This window comes from Achromobacter sp. Marseille-Q4962, from assembly GCF_943737005.1.
Lineage (GTDB): Bacteria > Pseudomonadota > Gammaproteobacteria > Burkholderiales > Burkholderiaceae_B > Achromobacter.
The window spans coordinates 1-16,145 of the sequence record NZ_CALSFU010000034.1; the positions used below are offsets into that span (position 1 = coordinate 1).

The 16,145-nt window shown below is 68.0% G+C and carries 15 protein-coding genes; 5 read left to right on the forward strand and 10 right to left on the reverse strand.

Going from position 1 to position 16,145, the window contains the following annotated elements:
• The 5 genes from NGJ44_RS20835 to NGJ44_RS20855 form a co-directional block, all read left to right on the forward strand.
• On the forward strand, nucleotides 1–341 hold a 341-nt coding region (locus tag NGJ44_RS20835; RefSeq protein WP_251865557.1), incomplete at its 5' end, for a biotin transporter BioY.
• 227 nt (nucleotides 342–568) lie between these two features.
• Nucleotides 569–1,732 carry an ABC transporter substrate-binding protein gene (locus NGJ44_RS20840; protein ID WP_053246338.1) on the forward strand — a complete coding sequence of 388 codons (1,164 nt, stop codon included), beginning with the start codon at nucleotides 569–571 and terminating at the stop codon, nucleotides 1,730–1,732.
• 148 nt (nucleotides 1,733–1,880) lie between these two features.
• Entirely contained in the window at nucleotides 1,881–2,918 is a 1,038-nt protein-coding gene (locus NGJ44_RS20845) for a branched-chain amino acid ABC transporter permease (RefSeq protein ID WP_053246337.1), read from the forward strand.
• A 5-nt stretch (nucleotides 2,919–2,923) separates the two neighbouring features.
• A complete protein-coding gene (locus NGJ44_RS20850; protein ID WP_053246336.1) occupies nucleotides 2,924–4,762 on the forward strand; it encodes a branched-chain amino acid ABC transporter ATP-binding protein/permease in 1,839 nt (612 codons plus the stop codon).
• Nucleotides 4,759–5,514: an ABC transporter ATP-binding protein gene (locus tag NGJ44_RS20855; RefSeq protein WP_251865559.1), complete on the forward strand. Its 756-nt coding sequence runs from the start codon at nucleotides 4,759–4,761 to the stop codon at nucleotides 5,512–5,514. Before NGJ44_RS20850 ends, NGJ44_RS20855 begins: the two co-directional genes overlap by 4 nt.
• A gap of 21 nt (nucleotides 5,515–5,535) precedes the next feature.
• On the opposite strand, the gene NGJ44_RS20860 is transcribed toward NGJ44_RS20855, so the two are convergent.
• The 10 genes from NGJ44_RS20860 to rsxB form a co-directional block, all read right to left on the reverse strand.
• Nucleotides 5,536–7,677, reverse strand: a complete 2,142-nt coding sequence (locus tag NGJ44_RS20860) for a phosphocholine-specific phospholipase C (protein WP_251865561.1) — start codon at nucleotides 7,675–7,677, stop codon at nucleotides 5,536–5,538.
• Between the two features lie 66 nt (nucleotides 7,678–7,743).
• Nucleotides 7,744–8,589 (reverse strand): branched-chain amino acid aminotransferase, encoded by an 846-nt coding sequence (locus tag NGJ44_RS20865; RefSeq protein ID WP_053246077.1) that lies wholly within the window; start codon nucleotides 8,587–8,589, stop codon nucleotides 7,744–7,746.
• Nucleotides 8,590–8,710: 121 nt separating this feature from the next.
• Nucleotides 8,711–9,727, reverse strand: coding sequence for an ABC transporter substrate-binding protein (locus NGJ44_RS20870; RefSeq protein WP_053246076.1), 1,017 nt, complete (start codon nucleotides 9,725–9,727; stop codon nucleotides 8,711–8,713).
• Nucleotides 9,728–9,803: 76 nt separating this feature from the next.
• On the reverse strand, nucleotides 9,804–10,787 hold the full coding sequence (locus NGJ44_RS20875) for a branched-chain amino acid ABC transporter permease (RefSeq protein ID WP_053246075.1): 984 nt from the start codon (nucleotides 10,785–10,787) through the stop codon (nucleotides 9,804–9,806).
• On the reverse strand, nucleotides 10,784–11,671 hold the full coding sequence (locus tag NGJ44_RS20880; RefSeq protein WP_251865563.1) for a branched-chain amino acid ABC transporter permease: 888 nt from the start codon (nucleotides 11,669–11,671) through the stop codon (nucleotides 10,784–10,786). Before NGJ44_RS20880 ends, NGJ44_RS20875 begins: the two co-directional genes overlap by 4 nt.
• Before the next feature lie 96 nt (nucleotides 11,672–11,767).
• The gene (locus NGJ44_RS20885) at nucleotides 11,768–12,982 is read right to left on the reverse strand and encodes an ABC transporter substrate-binding protein (protein ID WP_053246073.1); all 1,215 of its coding nucleotides are present in this window, start codon (nucleotides 12,980–12,982) and stop codon (nucleotides 11,768–11,770) included.
• A gap of 104 nt (nucleotides 12,983–13,086) precedes the next feature.
• Nucleotides 13,087–13,797, reverse strand: coding sequence for an ABC transporter ATP-binding protein (locus NGJ44_RS20890; protein ID WP_251865565.1), 711 nt, complete (start codon nucleotides 13,795–13,797; stop codon nucleotides 13,087–13,089).
• A complete protein-coding gene (locus NGJ44_RS20895; protein WP_053246078.1) occupies nucleotides 13,794–14,567 on the reverse strand; it encodes an ABC transporter ATP-binding protein in 774 nt (257 codons plus the stop codon). The genes NGJ44_RS20890 and NGJ44_RS20895 overlap by 4 nt, the downstream gene beginning before the upstream one ends.
• Before the next feature lie 292 nt (nucleotides 14,568–14,859).
• The gene (gene nth, locus NGJ44_RS20900; protein ID WP_251865567.1) at nucleotides 14,860–15,495 is read right to left on the reverse strand and encodes an endonuclease III; all 636 of its coding nucleotides are present in this window, start codon (nucleotides 15,493–15,495) and stop codon (nucleotides 14,860–14,862) included.
• Nucleotides 15,492–16,133 (reverse strand): electron transport complex subunit RsxB, encoded by a 642-nt coding sequence (gene rsxB / locus NGJ44_RS20905; protein WP_251865568.1) that lies wholly within the window; start codon nucleotides 16,131–16,133, stop codon nucleotides 15,492–15,494. The genes nth and rsxB overlap by 4 nt, the downstream gene beginning before the upstream one ends.
• Nucleotides 16,134–16,145 lie beyond the last annotated feature (12 nt).

Consider the following 16,145-nt stretch of genomic DNA (forward strand, 5'->3'; position numbering starts at 1 on the left):
GCGGGCGGGGCGGGCTGGGCGCGTTCTTCGGCCCCACCGGCGGCTTTCTCGTGGGATTGGTGGCGGGTGCGCTGGTCACGGGCTGGCTGGCGCGGGCCTGGGCGCGCCGTCCCGGCCGCCTGGCGGCGCAGTTCGGAGCCTATGCGGCCGCCTGCGTGCTGGGGGGCATCGCGGTGGTGTACGCCTGCGGCATCCCGTGGCTGGCCGCGGTGGCCAGGATGGATCTGTCCAAGGCGGCATGGGGCATGGCGGTGTTCGTGCCCGGCGACCTGGCCAAGGCCCTGGTCGCGGCCTGGGTCACGGCGCGCGTCGAGCGCGTCTGGCCGCTGCCGGGCCGGTGAGGGAAGGGAATCCCCCAACTGACGGTGCCGGGTCTTTCGAGTACAAGTTCGCCATTAACGAATGCGTTTGCTGAAATTCGCTCCGCCTAGCGCATTCGGGAATTACCGGAGTTGATCGGCATCATTTGATACTGTTTTAACTCTATAATATTTTTTTCTGTATAACTTTAACCAGGCTCGCCCCTCCCGGCACGGGACCCATAAAGAGCCGACACAGGAGACAAAACATGCGCAAGCATTACGGCTTGTCCGCGGCTGCCGCCGCTGTTGCCTTGGCGCTGCCCCTGCTGGCGAGCGCCCAGGTGAAGGTGGGCGTGACGGTGGCCAGCACCGGCCCCGCCGCCTCGCTGGGCATTCCCGAGCGCAACACGGTTGCGCTCCTGCCCAAGGAAGTCGCCGGCCAGAAGATCGAGTGGATCGTGCTCGACGACGCCACGGACACCACCCAGGCCGTGAAAAACTCGCGCAAGCTGGCCTCGGACGACAAGGTCGACGTGCTGATCGGCACCTCCATCACGCCGGGCTCGCTGGCCATGGTGGACGTGGCCGCCGAAGCCAAGGTGCCCATGATCAGCGTGGCCGCCAGCGCCAAGATCGTCGAGCCGGTGGACGACAAGCGCCGCTGGGTCTTCAAGACGCCGCAGAACGACGCCCTGATGGCCGGCGCCCTGGCCGACGCCATGGCCAAGTCCAAGGTGAAGACGCTGGGCTTCATCGGCTTTGCCGACGCCTACGGCGACGGCTGGCTGGACGTGATGCAGAAGGCCGCCAAGGCCAAGGGCATCGAGATCACCTCCATCGAGAAATACAGCCGCACCGACACCAGCGTGACGGGCCAGGTGCTCAAGCTGGTGGCCGCCAAGCCCGACGCCATTCTGATCGCCGGCGCCGGCACGCCGTCGGCGCTGCCGCAGAAGGAGCTGCGCGCCCGCAACTACGGCGGCATCATCTACCAGACGCACGGCGCCGCCAACAATGACGTGCTGCGCGTCTGCGGCAAGGATTGCGACGGCATGTACCTGCCTGCCGGTCCGCTGCTGGTGGCCGCGCAGCTGCCCGACAGCAACCCCGTGAAGAAATCCGCCATGGCCTACACCGAGACTTACGAGAAGGCCCACGGCGCAGGCACCACCAACACCTTCGGCGGCCACATGTGGGATGCCGGCCAGCTCGTGGTGGCCGCCTTGCCCGCGGCGCTCAAGACGGGTGCCAAGCCGGGCACGCCGGAGTTCCGCGCCGCCATGCGCGATGCCCTCGAAAACATCAAGGACTTGCCGGCATCGCAAGGCGTGTTCAATATGTCGCCCACCGATCATGCCGGCTTCGACGAGCGCTCGCGCGTGATGGTCAAGGTCGAAGGCGGCAAGTGGGTGTACCAGCCCGGCCTCTGATCCATGCGGGGCCTGCGCGCAGGTCCCGGCCGTCCCGGATGGGCTGCGCCGCATCCGGCACCCGACACACCGGCCTTTCCGGCCGGTGTGTCGCATCAGGGTTCCGGGCGGGGCCGGAACCCCAGGAAAATCACAAGGTAGTTGTTAGATGGATTCCTCAATTGCGCTAATCCTGCTGCAAGACGGCGTCGTCAACGGCGCGATCTATGCCCTGCTGGGCATGGCGCTCGTGCTGGTTTTCGCCGTGACGCGGGTGATCTTCATTCCGCAGGGAGAGTTCGTGGCTTTCGGCGCGCTGACGCTGGCCATGCTGGTGGACGGCAAGGTGCCGGGCACCGTCTACCTGCTGCCGCTGCTGGGCCTCGTCTGCCTCTTGATGGAGCTGGCGCGGGCCGCCCGCGCGCGCAGCGCCGCGGGCCTGCCGCGCGTTTTCCTGCTGTGCCTGGCATTGCCGCTGGCGCTGCTCTGGCTCACCACCTCCTATGCCGGGCCGGGCAACTCGCTGTGGCTGAACATGCTGCTCACGCTCGCCCTGGTGATTCCCATGGGGCCCATGGTGTACCGCATCGTCTACCAGCCGCTGGCCGAGGCCACGGTGCTGGTGCTGCTCATCGTCTCGGTGGCGGTGCACTTCGCGCTCACCGGGCTGGCCCTGGTGTTCTTCGGCGCGGAAGGCTGGCGCACGCCCGCTTTCGTGAGCGGCCAGGTCGACCTGGGTTTCGCCACCTGGTCGGCGCAGAGCCTGTTCGTGGTCGCCACCTGCGCGCTGCTCATCCTGGCGTTGTGGCTCTTCTTCGGCAAGACGCTGTACGGCCGCGCCCTGCGCGCCACCGCCGTGAACCGCCGCGGCGCGCGGCTGGTGGGCATCAGCACCACCATGTCGGGCAGCCTGACCTTCACCCTCGCGGTGGCCATCGGCGCCATGTCCGGCATGCTCATCGCGCCCATTACCACCGTCTACTACGACACCGGCTTCCTCATCGGCCTCAAGGGTTTCGTCGGCGCCATCATCGGCGGCCTGTCGAGCTATCCGGTGGCCGCGGCGGGCTCGCTGCTGGTCGGCGTGCTGGAGTCGTTTTCCTCGTTCTGGGCCAGCGCCTACAAAGAAGTGATCGTGTTCACCCTGATTATCCCGGTTCTGGTCTGGCGTTCGTTCAGCAGCCACCACGTGGACGAAGAGGAATAAACGCCATGAACCGCATTCTGCTTTTCGTGTTCGTCATCGTGCTGGCGGCGCTTCCGCTGGTGCCCGCCACGCCCGAGTTCTGGGTCACGCAGCTCAACTACATCGGGCTGGCCAGCCTGGTCGTGCTGGGCCTGGTGCTGCTGACCGGCGTGGGCGGCCTGACCTCGTTCGGCCAGGCGGCTTTCGTGGGCCTGGGCGCCTACGCCACGGCCTACCTCACCACGCAGTACGACGTCTCGCCCTGGCTCACGCTGCCGGCCGGCCTGGCGATCACGGCCGTGGTGGCCTACCTGCTGGGCGCGATCACGCTGCGCCTGTCCGGCCACTACCTGCCGCTGGGCACCATCGCCTGGGGGCTGTCGCTGTACTTCCTGTTCGGCAACATCGACTGGCTGGGCAAGCACGACGGCATTGCCGGCATCGAGCCCATCAGCGTGTTCGGGGTGTCGCTGGCCAGCGGCCGCCACATGTACTACCTGATCTGGGTCATCGTGCTGCTGGCGCTGTGGGCCACGCGCAACCTGCTGGATTCGCGCCCGGGCCGCGCCATCCGCGCGCTCAAGAGCGGCGCGGGCATGGCCGAATCCATGGGCGTGAACACCGCTTCCTACAAGGTGGTGATCTTCGTCTGGGCCGCCCTGCTGGCCTGCGTGTCGGGCTGGCTCTATGCCCACATGCAGCGCGCGGTCAGCCCCAGCCCCTTCGGTCTGAACTACGGCATCGAATACCTGTTCATGGCGGTGGTGGGCGGCGCGGGCCACGTGTGGGGCGCCATCCTGGGTTCCAGCGTCATCCTGGTGCTCAAGGACCAGCTCCAGAACCTGCTGCCCAAGCTGCTGGACACCAACGCCAACTTCGAGATGATCGTTTTCGGCGTGCTGCTGATCCTGATGCTGCAATACGCCCGCAACGGCCTGTGGCCCATTCTGTCGGGCTGGTGGGAAAGCATCACCGGCGCCGGCGGCTCGCGCCGCGCCATGGCGCCGCCGCCGGCCGCGCCGGCGCTTCCCCATCGCCAGCGGCCCCAGGCGGGCCAGGCCGTGCTGGAAGTGGACGCCATCCGCAAGGAGTTCGGCGGCCTGGTGGCCGTGAACGACATCAGCTTCACGGTCCGCTCGGGCGAGATCATGGGCCTGATCGGCCCCAACGGCGCGGGCAAGAGCACCACCTTCAACCTGATTTCCGGCGTGCTGCCCGTCACGCGCGGCCAGGTGCGTTTCCTGGGAGAGCGCATCGACAGCCGCCCGGCGCGCGAAATCGCCCGGATGGGCGTGGGCCGCACCTTCCAGCACGTGCAATTGCTGCCCGGCATGAGCGTGCTCGAAAACGTGGCCCTGGGGGCGCACCTGCGTTCCGACGTGGGCGTGCTGGCCGGCGCGCTGCATGCCGACCGCGCGCGCGAGGCGCAGCTGCTGCACGAGGCGGCCGAGCAGATCAAGCGCGTGGGGCTGGGCGATTATCTGTACGAGCAGGCGGGCAACCTGGCCCTGGGCCAGCAGCGCATCCTGGAGATCGCCCGGGCGCTGGCCGCCGACCCCGTGCTGCTGCTGCTGGACGAGCCCGCGGCCGGCCTGCGCTACAAGGAAAAGCAGGATCTGGCCCGCGTGCTGGAGCAACTGCGCGACGAGGGCATGAGCATTCTGCTGGTGGAACACGACATGGATTTCGTAATGCGCCTGACCAACCACCTGGTCGTGATGGATTTCGGCACCAAGCTGGCCGAAGGCGTGCCGGCCGAGGTGCAGAAGAACCCGGCGGTGCTGGAAGCCTATCTGGGCGGCATCGACGACGACCTGCCCGAAGACGTGCAGGCCCGCCCCGTGCAGTCCGGAGGTGTGCAATGAGCGCGCAGAACACGCCCATCCTGCGGGTCGGCAATCTCTCGGCGCGCTACGGCAAGGTGGGCGCGCTGACGGGCGCCACGCTCGACGTGCCGGCCGGCAGCATCGTTACCGTCATCGGCGCCAATGGCGCCGGCAAGTCCACCATGCTCAACGCCATCATGGGTTCGCTGCCGCACACCGGCCACGCCGAGGGCTCGGTGCAGTACGCCGGCGCCGACGTATCGGGCTGGCAGGTCGAGCGCCGGGTGGCGGCGGGCATGTCGCTGGTGCCCGAGCGCCGCGAGCTGTTCTCGTCCATGTCGGTGGAAGACAATCTCCTGCTGGGCGGCTTCCGGCGCTACCGCGCCCGCGAAAGCGGCTGGCGCGACACCCTGAACGAGGTGTTCGACCTGTTTCCACGCCTGCGCGAGCGGCGCGGCCAGCAGGCCGGCACGCTTTCCGGGGGCGAGCGCCAGATGCTGGCCGTGGGCCGCGCGCTCATGGCCCGGCCGTCGCTGCTCATGCTGGACGAACCCAGCCTGGGCCTGGCGCCGCGCATCGTGCGCGAGATCTTCCACATCATCGCGCGCCTGCGCGAAACCGGCGTGGCGATTCTGCTGGTCGAGCAGAACGCCCGCGCGGCGCTGCAGGTGGCCGATTATGGCTATGTGCTGGAAACCGGCGAGGTCATCCTGCACGGTCCGGCGCGCGAACTGGCCGGCGACCCGAAGGTCATCGAGAGCTACCTGGGGCTGGGCAAGGGCGGCGACTAGGGCCCGGCCCCGAAACGCCCCCTAGCCGGCGGGGTTCCAGTCCAGCAGCGGCGCGCCGCCCATGGCGGGGTCGGAAACGGACGGCGCGCCGTTTTCCACGCGGCCGGCGAAGCGGCGCAGGAAACCGCCGTCTTCGCGCACCCGCACCGCGAAGTCGTACCAGCCGCCGCTGTCGTCCAGCACGCATTCGTGCGCGGCGCTTTCCCCGGGCGCCACGGTGTAGGACGCGCCGGGATGGCCATAGGCGCGCGCCTGCACCTCGAAGCTGATTTCGCCCGAGCCGGTGTTGCGCAGGTCGATGCGCAGCGTCCTGGGATGCGGCGCGTAGCCGGCCTCGGCCTGGGCGGTGACGTCGCTCGAGGTGCCGCCCATGAAGTGCCGGTGGAACCCGTTGGGACCGAGCACCCAGAGATCGTAGCGGCCGTCGCGCGGCTGCGTGTCCCATTCGCCTTCCAGTTGCCTGCCCGCTTCCACGGTGTAGCGGCGCGGGCCGCGCGCAAGGTCCAGGCGGTCATAGACGTGGAAGACGGCGCCCGCGCTGCCGGCGTTCTGGAATACGAGTTTCAGGCGCGCACCGTCTTCGCTGGCATGTACGTGCAGGACATAGGGCAAGGCCCGCGAGGGGCGGGTGCCGGCCGACTGCCGCGCGGGCTCGGGCTCGGCGGGCGCGGGGGGCGTGGCGGTGCCGGGCAGGGCGGCGGCGCGCGCGGCCTGGCCGGCGGTGGCCGGCAGGCTGCGCAGCAGGTTCTCGTCGCTGGGCGAGGCGAAGTCGAACACCGAGAGCAGGTCGCCGCAGACCGCGCGGCGCCAGGCCGAGATATTGGTTTCCGCCACCCCGAAGCGCCGCTCGATGAAGCGCAGCACCGAGGTGTGGTCGAACACCTCGGAATTGACCCAGCCGCCCTTGGTCCAGGGCGAGATCACATACATGGGAACCCGCGGCCCCAGCCCGTAGACGCCGTGGCGATGCGCGGGGGTGTCGTCTTTTTCGATGCCGCGCACGAGCTCGTGGTATTCGCCCGTGGTGTCAACCGTGGATGCCCCCAGCAGCGCCCCGCCCGGCAGGCGGGTGGGCGGCGCGGGCGGGGGCACGTGGTCGAAGAAGCCGTCGTTCTCGTCGAACATCAGCAGCAGCACCGTCTTGCTCCACACCTCGGGGTTGGCCGTGAGGGCGTCCAGCACGCGCGCGGTGTAGTCCGCGCCCTGCGCCGGGCTGGAGGGGCTGGGGTGCTCCGAGCCGGCCTTGGTGGCGCAGATCCACGCTACCTGCGGCAGCTTGCCCTCCAGCACGTCCCGGCGCAGCAGGTCGAGGTCGCGCGTGGTCAGCGCCTTTTCCTTGAGCGCGGCTTGCGAGCCGGCCGCGCCTTTGTAGGCGTCGCGGTAGCGCTTGAAGCCGGCCGTGGGGTTGAGCGAATAGTTGTCCGCCATGTTCTGGTAGATGCGCCAGCTGATGCCAGCCTGCTCCAGGCGTTCGGGGTAGGTCGTCCAGGTGTAGCCGCCCGCCGGATCGCCGCCGGAGAGCTTGTTGTAGGTGTTGCCCAGCGCCGGACCGTTGCCCCGCCCCAGGGGATCGTTGGTGCCGGTCCACAGGAAGAGCCGGTTGGTGTTGGTGCCGCCCGTGAAAGAGCAGTGATAGGCGTCGCACAGCGTGAAGGCCCGCGCCAGCGCGTACTGGAAAGGCATGTCGCTTTCCGTGAAGTACGCCATGGAGTGGTTCTTCTTGGCCGCGGGCCAGTTGCCCATGCGGCCGGCGTCCCAGGCGTCCTGCGCGTTGGACCAGGTATGGGGCGTGCTGGCCACGCGCATGGTCTCGAAAACCTGGCGCGTGTCCAGGTGAAAGGGCAGCACGGTGCGCGGCCCGCCGTCGGGGCGGTCGTTGTACTGCGCCCAGACGCTGCGGTGCCTGCGGTCGGGACTGTCGGGCACGGGGATCGGAAAGCGGTCGCCAAAGCCGCGCACGCCGGCCAGCCCGCCGAAATAATGGTCGAAAGACCGGTTCTCCTGCATGAAGATGACGATGTGTTCCACGTCGCGCAGCGTGCCGGTGCGCCGGTTGGCGGGAATGGCCAGGGCGCGCCGGATCGAGGCGGGAAAGAGCGACAGGGCGCTGCCGGCGGCGGCGAGTCTGGCGCTGCCGCGCAGGAAATCGCGTCGAGTGTGCATGCTCGGAATCCTTGGATGCGACGCTGCCCGCGGGTGGCGGGCAGCGGGAGTCGGAGGAAGGCGGCCCTAGCGCGCGCGCGTGCTTTCGGCGTACTCCATGTAGAGCCGGTGCGCCAGGCGCGCCATGGGACCGTATTCCAGCGGCCGGTCTTCGACGCGGTTCACGTGCACCACCTTGCCGTAGTTGCCGGTGGAAAAGACTTCGTCGGCGGCCTCGACGTCGGCGCGGGTCAGCGTGCGCTCGCGCACGTCCACGCCCTCGGCCTGGAGCAGCGCCAGCACGCGCCGGCGGGTGACGCCGTTCAGGAAAGTGCCGTTGTCGGCCGGCGTGCTCACCACGCCGTCCCTGGCGATCCAGAGATTGCTGGTGGCGAACTCCGCCACGTTGCCGTCCCCGTCGAGCATGATGGCGTTATCGAAGCCCTTGGCGGCGGCTTCGCGGATCGCGCGCTGGCCGTTGGGATACAGGCAGGAGGCTTTGGCGTCGGTGGGCGCCATGTTGGGCCAGCAGCGGGCGAAGCTGGAAAAGCAAGCCGAGAAGCCCTGGTCGCCCGGCATGGGCACCTTGAAGACGTGCAGCACGAACTGCGTCTTGTCGGCCTCGGGCAGCAGGAAGCCGTCGGCGCAGAAGAACATGGGCTTGATGTAGAGCTCGCTGCCTTCGGGAAAGCGCGCCACGGCCTGCAGGCAGAGATCCTGGATCTTCTCCCAGCCGAGCTGCGGCTTCATGAGCATTTTCTCGGCCGAACGGACCACGCGCTGGCAGTGCAGGTCCAGGTCGGGGGTGAGGCCGCGGAACGCGCGCGCGCCGTCGAACACCATGCTCGCCATCCAGAAGGCGTGATCGGCGGGGCCGAGCAGTTTGGGGTTTTCGGTAGACCAGTGTCCGTTGTGCCAAAACAGGGCGTCCATGTCGATTCCTTCGGTATGTGGTGGCGCCGGCGCGGCGCGCCGGCGTGCCGGACCGTCAGGATAACCGGGCCGGCGCCGCTTGGCACCAACAGGCCGCGCGGGCCCGGTTCCGGACGGCCCGCTACGGCGCGTCCAGGGCGGCCTGCACGCGCTGCGCGGCGTCGGCGGGCACCCATGCCTTCCAGACTTCGGCGTAGCGGCGCAGGAAGTAGCGCGCCGCGTCGTCGGGTTCCTTGCCTTCGTTTTCGAGCCAGCCCAGCGTGTCGTCGATGGCCGGAGCGGGAATGCTGAGTCTGCCGAGGAACTCCGCGATGCGCGGCGCCTGGCGCGCGAAGTCCGCGTTCATGCCGGTCACGACCGGATTGGGCTTGAATTCGGTGGGCACCGGGTGCTCGCACTTGGGATCGGTCATGCAGGTATAGGCGGCCTGGTCGAAGGGCGGCAGCTCCAGCTTGACGAGGTCGAGCGCGCCCACCAGCGAAGTCGGCGTCCAGTAATAGAACACGATGTCGCGCTTGCGCTTGTAGGCCGACATGATGGCGGCCTTTTGCGCCGCGCCCGAGCCGGGCGCGAAGAGGGTGTAGTCGCGCTCCAGCCCCAGCGCGCGCAGGAGGTTCTCGTTCAGCGTGCCGCAGGCCCAGCCCGCGGGGCAGCCGTAGATGCGGCCGCGCCCGGGTTCTTCAGGGTCGGCGAACGCCTCTTTGTAGCGCGCCAGGTCGGCGGCCGACTTCAGGCCGGGATGGCGTTCCACCGTATAGCGCGGCACGTACCAGCCTTCGCCGGCGTCGTACACGTGCCCCACGCCCTTGACCTTGCCGCTGGCCAGCGCTTTCTTCCAGGCGCCTTCGATCTGGCCGGGCCACACCTCGGGAGTGATGTCCACGTCGCCGCGCTGCAGCGCGGCCAGCATGGGCAGGGTTTCGCCGATCTCGACGGTGGTCTTGCAGCCGTAGCCGTGTTCGAGCACGAAGCGCTCGATGCCCGCCAGCACCAGGTTGGATTCCCAGTTCAGGCCGCTGAAGCGCACGGGGCGGCTGACTTCGCAGGCGGCAGCGGCATGGGCGGCCGGGGCGGCGCACAGGACGGCCGCGGCGGCGGCACGCGCCAGGGCGCGCCGCGGGAGCAAGGGGTAGCGCATGGTCGGGCACCTTTGCTTGGAATGTGCCCGCCATTGTAGAGCGCGCTGCCCGGGCATGTCCGGGCAGCGCGTCGCGTCAGGCGCGGGCCGCCCGGCGGCGCTCCATGAAGGCGCTCACTTCGCCCACGATGCCGCGGCGGAAAGCCAGCACGCAGATCACGAAGATGAGGCCGATCACGATGGTCACCGACTCGCCCAGGCGCAGGAACCAGTCCACGCCCGTGAGGCTGGCCATGGCCTGCCCGAAGTCGCCCACCTTGTTCTCGAGCAGCACCACGATGAACGCGCCCAGGATGGGGCCGGTGAGCGTGCCCAGGCCGCCGATCAGGGTCATGAGAATGACCAGGCCAGACATCTGCCAGGTGGCGTCCGACAGCGTGGCCGACACGAAGACCAGGGTCTTGGTCGCCCCCGCCAGGCCCGCGATGGCCGCCGACAGCACGAAGGCCAGCAGCTTGAAGCGTTCCACGTCGTAGCCCAGCGAGATGGTGCGCGGCTCGTTTTCGCGCAGGGCCTTGAGCACCTGCCCGAAGGGCGAGTGCACGGTGCGCCAGATGACGAAGTAGCCAAGGATGAAGATGGCCATCACCAGGTAGTACAGGTTCAGGTCCTTGGAAAGGTCCACCACGCCCAGCAGGGTGCCGCGCGGCACGCTCTGCAGGCCGTCCTCGCCGCCGGTGAAGTGCGCCTGCAGGAAGAAGAAGAACACCATCTGCGCCAGCGCCAGCGTGATCATGGCGAAGTAGATGCCGCTGCGGCGGATGGCCAGCGCGCCCATGGCCAGGCCCAGGAGCGCGGCCACGGCCACGCCGAAGAGCAGGCCGATCTCGGTGGGAAAGCCCCACACTTTGAGCGCGTGCCCCGTGGCGTAGGCCGCGCTGCCCAGGAAGGCTGCATGCCCGAAGGACAGCAGGCCGGTGAACCCGAGCAGCAGGTTGAACGCGCAGGCAAAGAGGGCGTAGCACATGACCTTCATGGCGAAGATCGGATACACCCCCACGAAGGGCAGGGCGGCCACGACGATGGCCAGTACCGCATAGCCTAGGAATTGACGATTCATTTTTCTTTTCCGAACAGCCCGGCCGGGCGGAGCAACAGAACAATGGCCATGATGATGAAGACGACCGTGCTGGAAGCCTCGGGCCAGAACACCTTGGTCAATCCCTCGATGACGCCCAGGCCCAGGCCGGTGACGATGGCGCCCATGATGGACCCCATGCCGCCGATCACCACCACGGCGAACACCACGATGATGAGGTTGGATCCCATGAGCGGGGAGATCTGCAGCACCGGCGCGGCCAGCACGCCGGCAAAGCCGGCCAGCGCCACGCCGAAGCCGTAGGTGAGCGTGATCATGCGCGGCACGTTCACGCCGAAGGCTTCCACCAGCCGGGGGTTCTCGGTGCCGGCGCGCAGCAGCGCGCCCAGCCGCGTGCGTTCGATGACATACCAGGTGGCCAGGCACACGACCACCGATGCGGCCACCACCCAGCCCCGGTAATTGGGCAGGATCATGAAGCCCAGGTTGGTGGCGCCGCGCAGCGCCTCGGGCGTGGGGTAGGGCTGCCCCGACACGCCGTAGAAGCTGCGGAACAGACCCTCGATGAGCAGCGTCAGCCCGAAGGTGAGCAGCAGCCCGTAGAGGTGGTCCAGCTTGTAGAGGTGCCTGAGCAGCAGTCTTTCGATGACGATGCCGAACAGTCCGACCACCAGGGGCGCCAGGATCAGCATGATCCAGTAGTTGAGCCCCAGGTACGACAAGCCCATCCAGGTGATGAATGCGCCCAGCATGTAGAGCGCGCCGTGGGCGAAGTTGATGACGTTCAGCAGCCCGAAGATGACGGCCAGCCCGAGCGACAGCATGGCGTAGAAAGAGCCGTTGACCAGGCCCAGCAGGAGCTGGCCGAACAGGGCCTGTATGGGGATGCCGAAAATGTCACTCATCTTGTGAAAGTCCTGCGCATGCGAATGAAGGCGAGCGGATTCAGGCCGCGGCCCGGAACGCATCCGGGGCCGCGGCGCGGGATCGTGCGATGGGGATTACTTCTTGACCAGCTTGCAGGTCGACTCGGAGAGCTTGGTGTAGACCTCGTCGCCGGGCAGGGTCGCCACGACCTTGTAGTAGTCCCACGGACCCTTGGACTCGGCCGGGGTCTTCACCTGCATGAGGTACATGTCGTGGATCATGCGGCCGTCTTCGCGCACGTAGCCGCCCTTGGCGAAGAAGTCGTTCACCTTGTTCGACTTCATCCATTTCATGACGGCGTCGGCATCGTCGGTGCCGGTGGCCTTGACGGCGTTCAGATAGAACGCCACGGCGGAGTAGTCGCCGGCCTGCAGCATGGACGGCTTGCGGCCGATCTTGGCTTCGAATTTCTTGGACCAGGCGCGCGATTCGTCGGATTGATCCCAGTACCAGCCGTCGGTCAGGTACATGCCCTGCGTGGCCTGCAGGCCCAGCGAGTGCACGTCGTTGATGAACACCAGCAGGCCGGCCATTTTCATGGTCTTGGTTACGCCGAACTCATTGGCGGCCTTGATGGAGTTGATCGTGTCGCCGCCCGCGTTGGCCAGGCCCAGGATCTGCGCCTTGGAGGCCTGAGCCTGCAGCAGGAAGGAGGAGAAGTCCGAAGCGCCCAGCGGAGCGCGCACCGCGCCCTTGACCTCGCCGCCCGCGTCCTTCACCACCTTCATGGTGTCGCGTTCGAGGGCGTGGCCGAAGGCGTAGTCGGCCGTCAGGAAGAACCAGCTCTTGCCGCCGTCTTTCACGACCGCGGAGCCGGTGCCGCGCGCCAGCGCCACGGTGTCGTAGGCATAGTGCACGGTGTAGGGCGAACATTGCGCGTTGGTCAGGTCGGACGCGCCGGCCCCGATGGCCAGGAGGGGCTTCTTCTTCTCGGCCGCCACGGCGGCCATGGCCAGGCTGGTGGCCGAGTTGGTGCCGGCGATGATCACGTCGACCTTTTGCTGGTCGAACCATTCGCGGGCGCGGGCCGATGCCACATCGGCCTTGTTCTGGTGGTCGGCCGAGTAAACCTCGATTTTCTTGCCGTTGATGGCGCCGCCGGCATCCTCGATGGCCATGCGCACGGCCTCCAGGCCGGCCTTGCCGTCGATGTCCGAGTAGACGCCGGACATGTCGGTGATGAAGCCGATGCGGATGACATCGTCGGAGATACCTTGAGCCTGGGCGGTAGCCCCGGCGAATCCCAGGCCTGCCATGGCCAGTGCAGCAGTGATGGTGTGCAGCTTCATGGGATGACTCCTCTTCCCTTTGGTGTATGTGTGCCGGCAAGCCGGCGGACGTCAGATTGTGTTGTTATTCAGCCGATCGCCATGCCGGGCGCGCCGCGGCCGGCTCAGACACCCAGCAGCTCATTGAGCGTGTCCTGTTTCTCCGAAAGCTCGCCGGCCTCGAAGTGCTCCACGATCTGGCCGTGCTCCATGACGTAGAAGCGGTCGGCCAGCGGCGCGGCGAAGCGGAAGTTCTGTTCCACCATGACGATGGTGTAGCCGCGCTGCTTGAGCGCGGTGATCATGCGGCCCAGCGCCTGCACGATGACGGGCGCGAGGCCCTCGGAGATCTCGTCGAGCAGCAGCAGGTTGGCGCCGGTGCGCAGGATGCGGGCCACCGCGAGCATCTGCTGCTCGCCGCCGGACAGGCGTGTGCCCGGCGAATGCCGGCGTTCCTGCAGGTTGGGGAACATGTCGTAGATCTCGGCCAGCGACATGCCGCCGCCCAGCGAGCCCACCACGGGCGGCAGCAGCAGGTTTTCCTCGCACGACAGGCTGGCGAAGATGCCGCGTTCCTCGGGGCAGTAGCCCACGCCGAGATGGGCAATCTTGTAGGTCGGCAGGTCGATGGCTTCCGTGCCGTGGATGCGCACCGAGCCCTTGCGCGAGCCGGTCAGGCCCAGGATGGCGCGCAGGGTGGTGGTGCGGCCGGCGCCGTTGCGGCCGAGCAGGGTCACGACCTCGCCCTGCCCCACGCGCATGTCCACGCCGTGCAGGATGTGGGATTCCCCGTACCAGGCCTGCAGGCCCGAGATTTCCAACGCCGGGGTGCTCATGCATGCGCTCCTTGCAATTCGCCTTCGGTAGTGCCCATGTAGGCCTGCATCACCGCCGGATGGCGGGAGACTTCCGAATAGGGCCCTTCGGCCAGTACCGAGCCGCGCGCCAGCACGGTGATGGTATCGGCGATCGAGGACACCACATTCATATTGTGTTCGACCATGAGAATGGTGCGTCCGGCGCTCACGCGCTTGATGAGCCGCGTGACGCGGTCCACGTCTTCGTGGCCCATGCCCTGGGTGGGTTCGTCCAGCAGCATCAGCTCGGGTTCCATGGCCAGCGTGGTGGCGATCTCCAGCGCGCGCTTGCGGCCGTAGGGCAGGTTCACGGTGAGTTCGTCGGCGAAGCCGCCCAGGTCGACTTCGTCGAGCAGCGCGCGCGCCGGCTCGTTCAGCGCGGCCAGCCGCTTCTCGCTTTGCCAGAAGTGATACGAGAGTCCGGTCTGGCGCTGCAGGCCGATGCGCACGTTTTCCAGCACCGTCAGGTGCGGAAACACCGCGGAGATCTGGAACGAGCGGATGATGCCGCGCCGCGCGATCTGCGCAGGCTTCTCGCCGGTGATGTCGATGCCGTTGAACTTGATGGTTCCCGAGGTGGGCGCCAGGAATTTGGTCAGCAGGTTGAAGCATGTGGTCTTGCCCGCGCCGTTCGGCCCGATCAAGGCATGAATCTCGCCCCGCTTGATGCGCAAGTCGACCCCATTGACCGCGACGAAACCGCGGAACTCCTTGGTGAGGCCTTTTGTCTCCAGGATCGTGTCGTCCATGTCCGCCATACCAGCGTTGATTTTATTTATGTGGGTCCCCGCCCGGCGATCCGCCCGGCCCTTGCGGCTGAAAAAACCGGGACGCGCCCGCCTTTTTCAGAGAGTTGCCGGCGAGTATGCGCACCTCCCTCTCAAAATTCCATGAGGGTTTGTCATAGGTTTTGCAGTGCGGCAAGGGGAATTGTCGGATCGCCGACAATGTGCGGATTACCGGGCTCGGCGGGCGCGGCCCGGGTCAATGCGTCGCAGCAAATAGGCGCTCGCGGCGAGGCGCCGGCCGGGGCGCGGCGCGTCAGGCGGGCGTTTTCTGCTTGTACTCGCAGAGGTCCGAAATGCCGCATTGCGGGCACTTGGGCTTGCGCGCGACGCACACGTAGCGGCCCAGCAGAATGAGCCAGTGATGCGCGTCCTGCATGTATTCGCGCGGCACTACCTTTTCGAGCTTCTGCTCCACTTCGAGCACGTTCTTGCCGGGCGCGAGGCCGGTGCGGTTGGACACGCGGAAGATGTGCGTGTCCACCGCCATGGTGGGCTGGCCGAACGCCGTGTTGAGCACCACGTTGGCGGTCTTGCGGCCCACGCCGGGCAGCGATTCCAGGGCCTCGCGCGTCCGCGGCACCTGGCCGCCGTAGCGCTCGATCAGGATGCGGCAGGTGGCGATGGCGTTCTTCGCCTTGGTGCGGTAGAGGCCGATCGTCTTGATGTACCCGGCCAGTCCTTCCTCGCCCAGCGCCAGCATGGCCTCGGGCGTGCCGTATTGCGGGAAGAACTTGCGGGTCGCGATGTTCACCGACTTGTCCGTGGCCTGGGCCGACAGCAGCACGGCGATCAGCAGCTGGAACGGCGTCTGGTATTCCAGCTCGGTGGTGGGGTGCGGATTGGCCGCCTGCAGGCGGGCGAATATTTCTCGTCGTTTGGCGGCGTTCATGAGCGCGTGGCGTGGCGGCGGGCCCGTGCGCGGGCCAGGGCGTTTTCGATGGCGGAGCGTTTGCGGGCCGCTTCGTCGGCCGCGCTGTCGGGTTCGCGCGCCGGCGGGCTCTCGGGCAGGTCGGGCGCCATCAGGCGGGCATTGTCGGCGGCCAGGCGCGCGAGCCGTGCCTGGCGGGCCTGGTGGCGCTGGCGCGCCTGCGCGGCGTCGTGCGCCGTCCAGGCGCGGCCCGCGGGCACCATCTCGATGCAGTCCACGGGGCAGGGCGCCACGCAGAGGTCGCAGCCCGTGCACCAGTCGTCCAGCACGGTGTGCATGCGCTTGTTCGCGCCCACGATGGCGTCCATCGGACAGGCCTGGATGCACAGGGTGCAGCCGATGCAGTGCGCCTCGTCGATGCGCGCCTTGAGCAGCGGGCCGGGTTCGCCGCGGCTGCGGTCCAGCGGCAGCGCGGGCGTGCCGAGCAGGCCGGACAGCGCGGCGATGCCCTCCTCGCCGCCCGGCGGGCAGCGGTTGATGGGCGCCTCGCCCGAGGCGATGGCTTGCGCGTAGGGCCGGCAGCCGTCGAAGCCGCACTTGGTGCACTGGGTCTGCGGCAGCAAGGCGTCGATGCGGTCGGCGAGGGAGGTACAGGACATGGAAATGCGGGG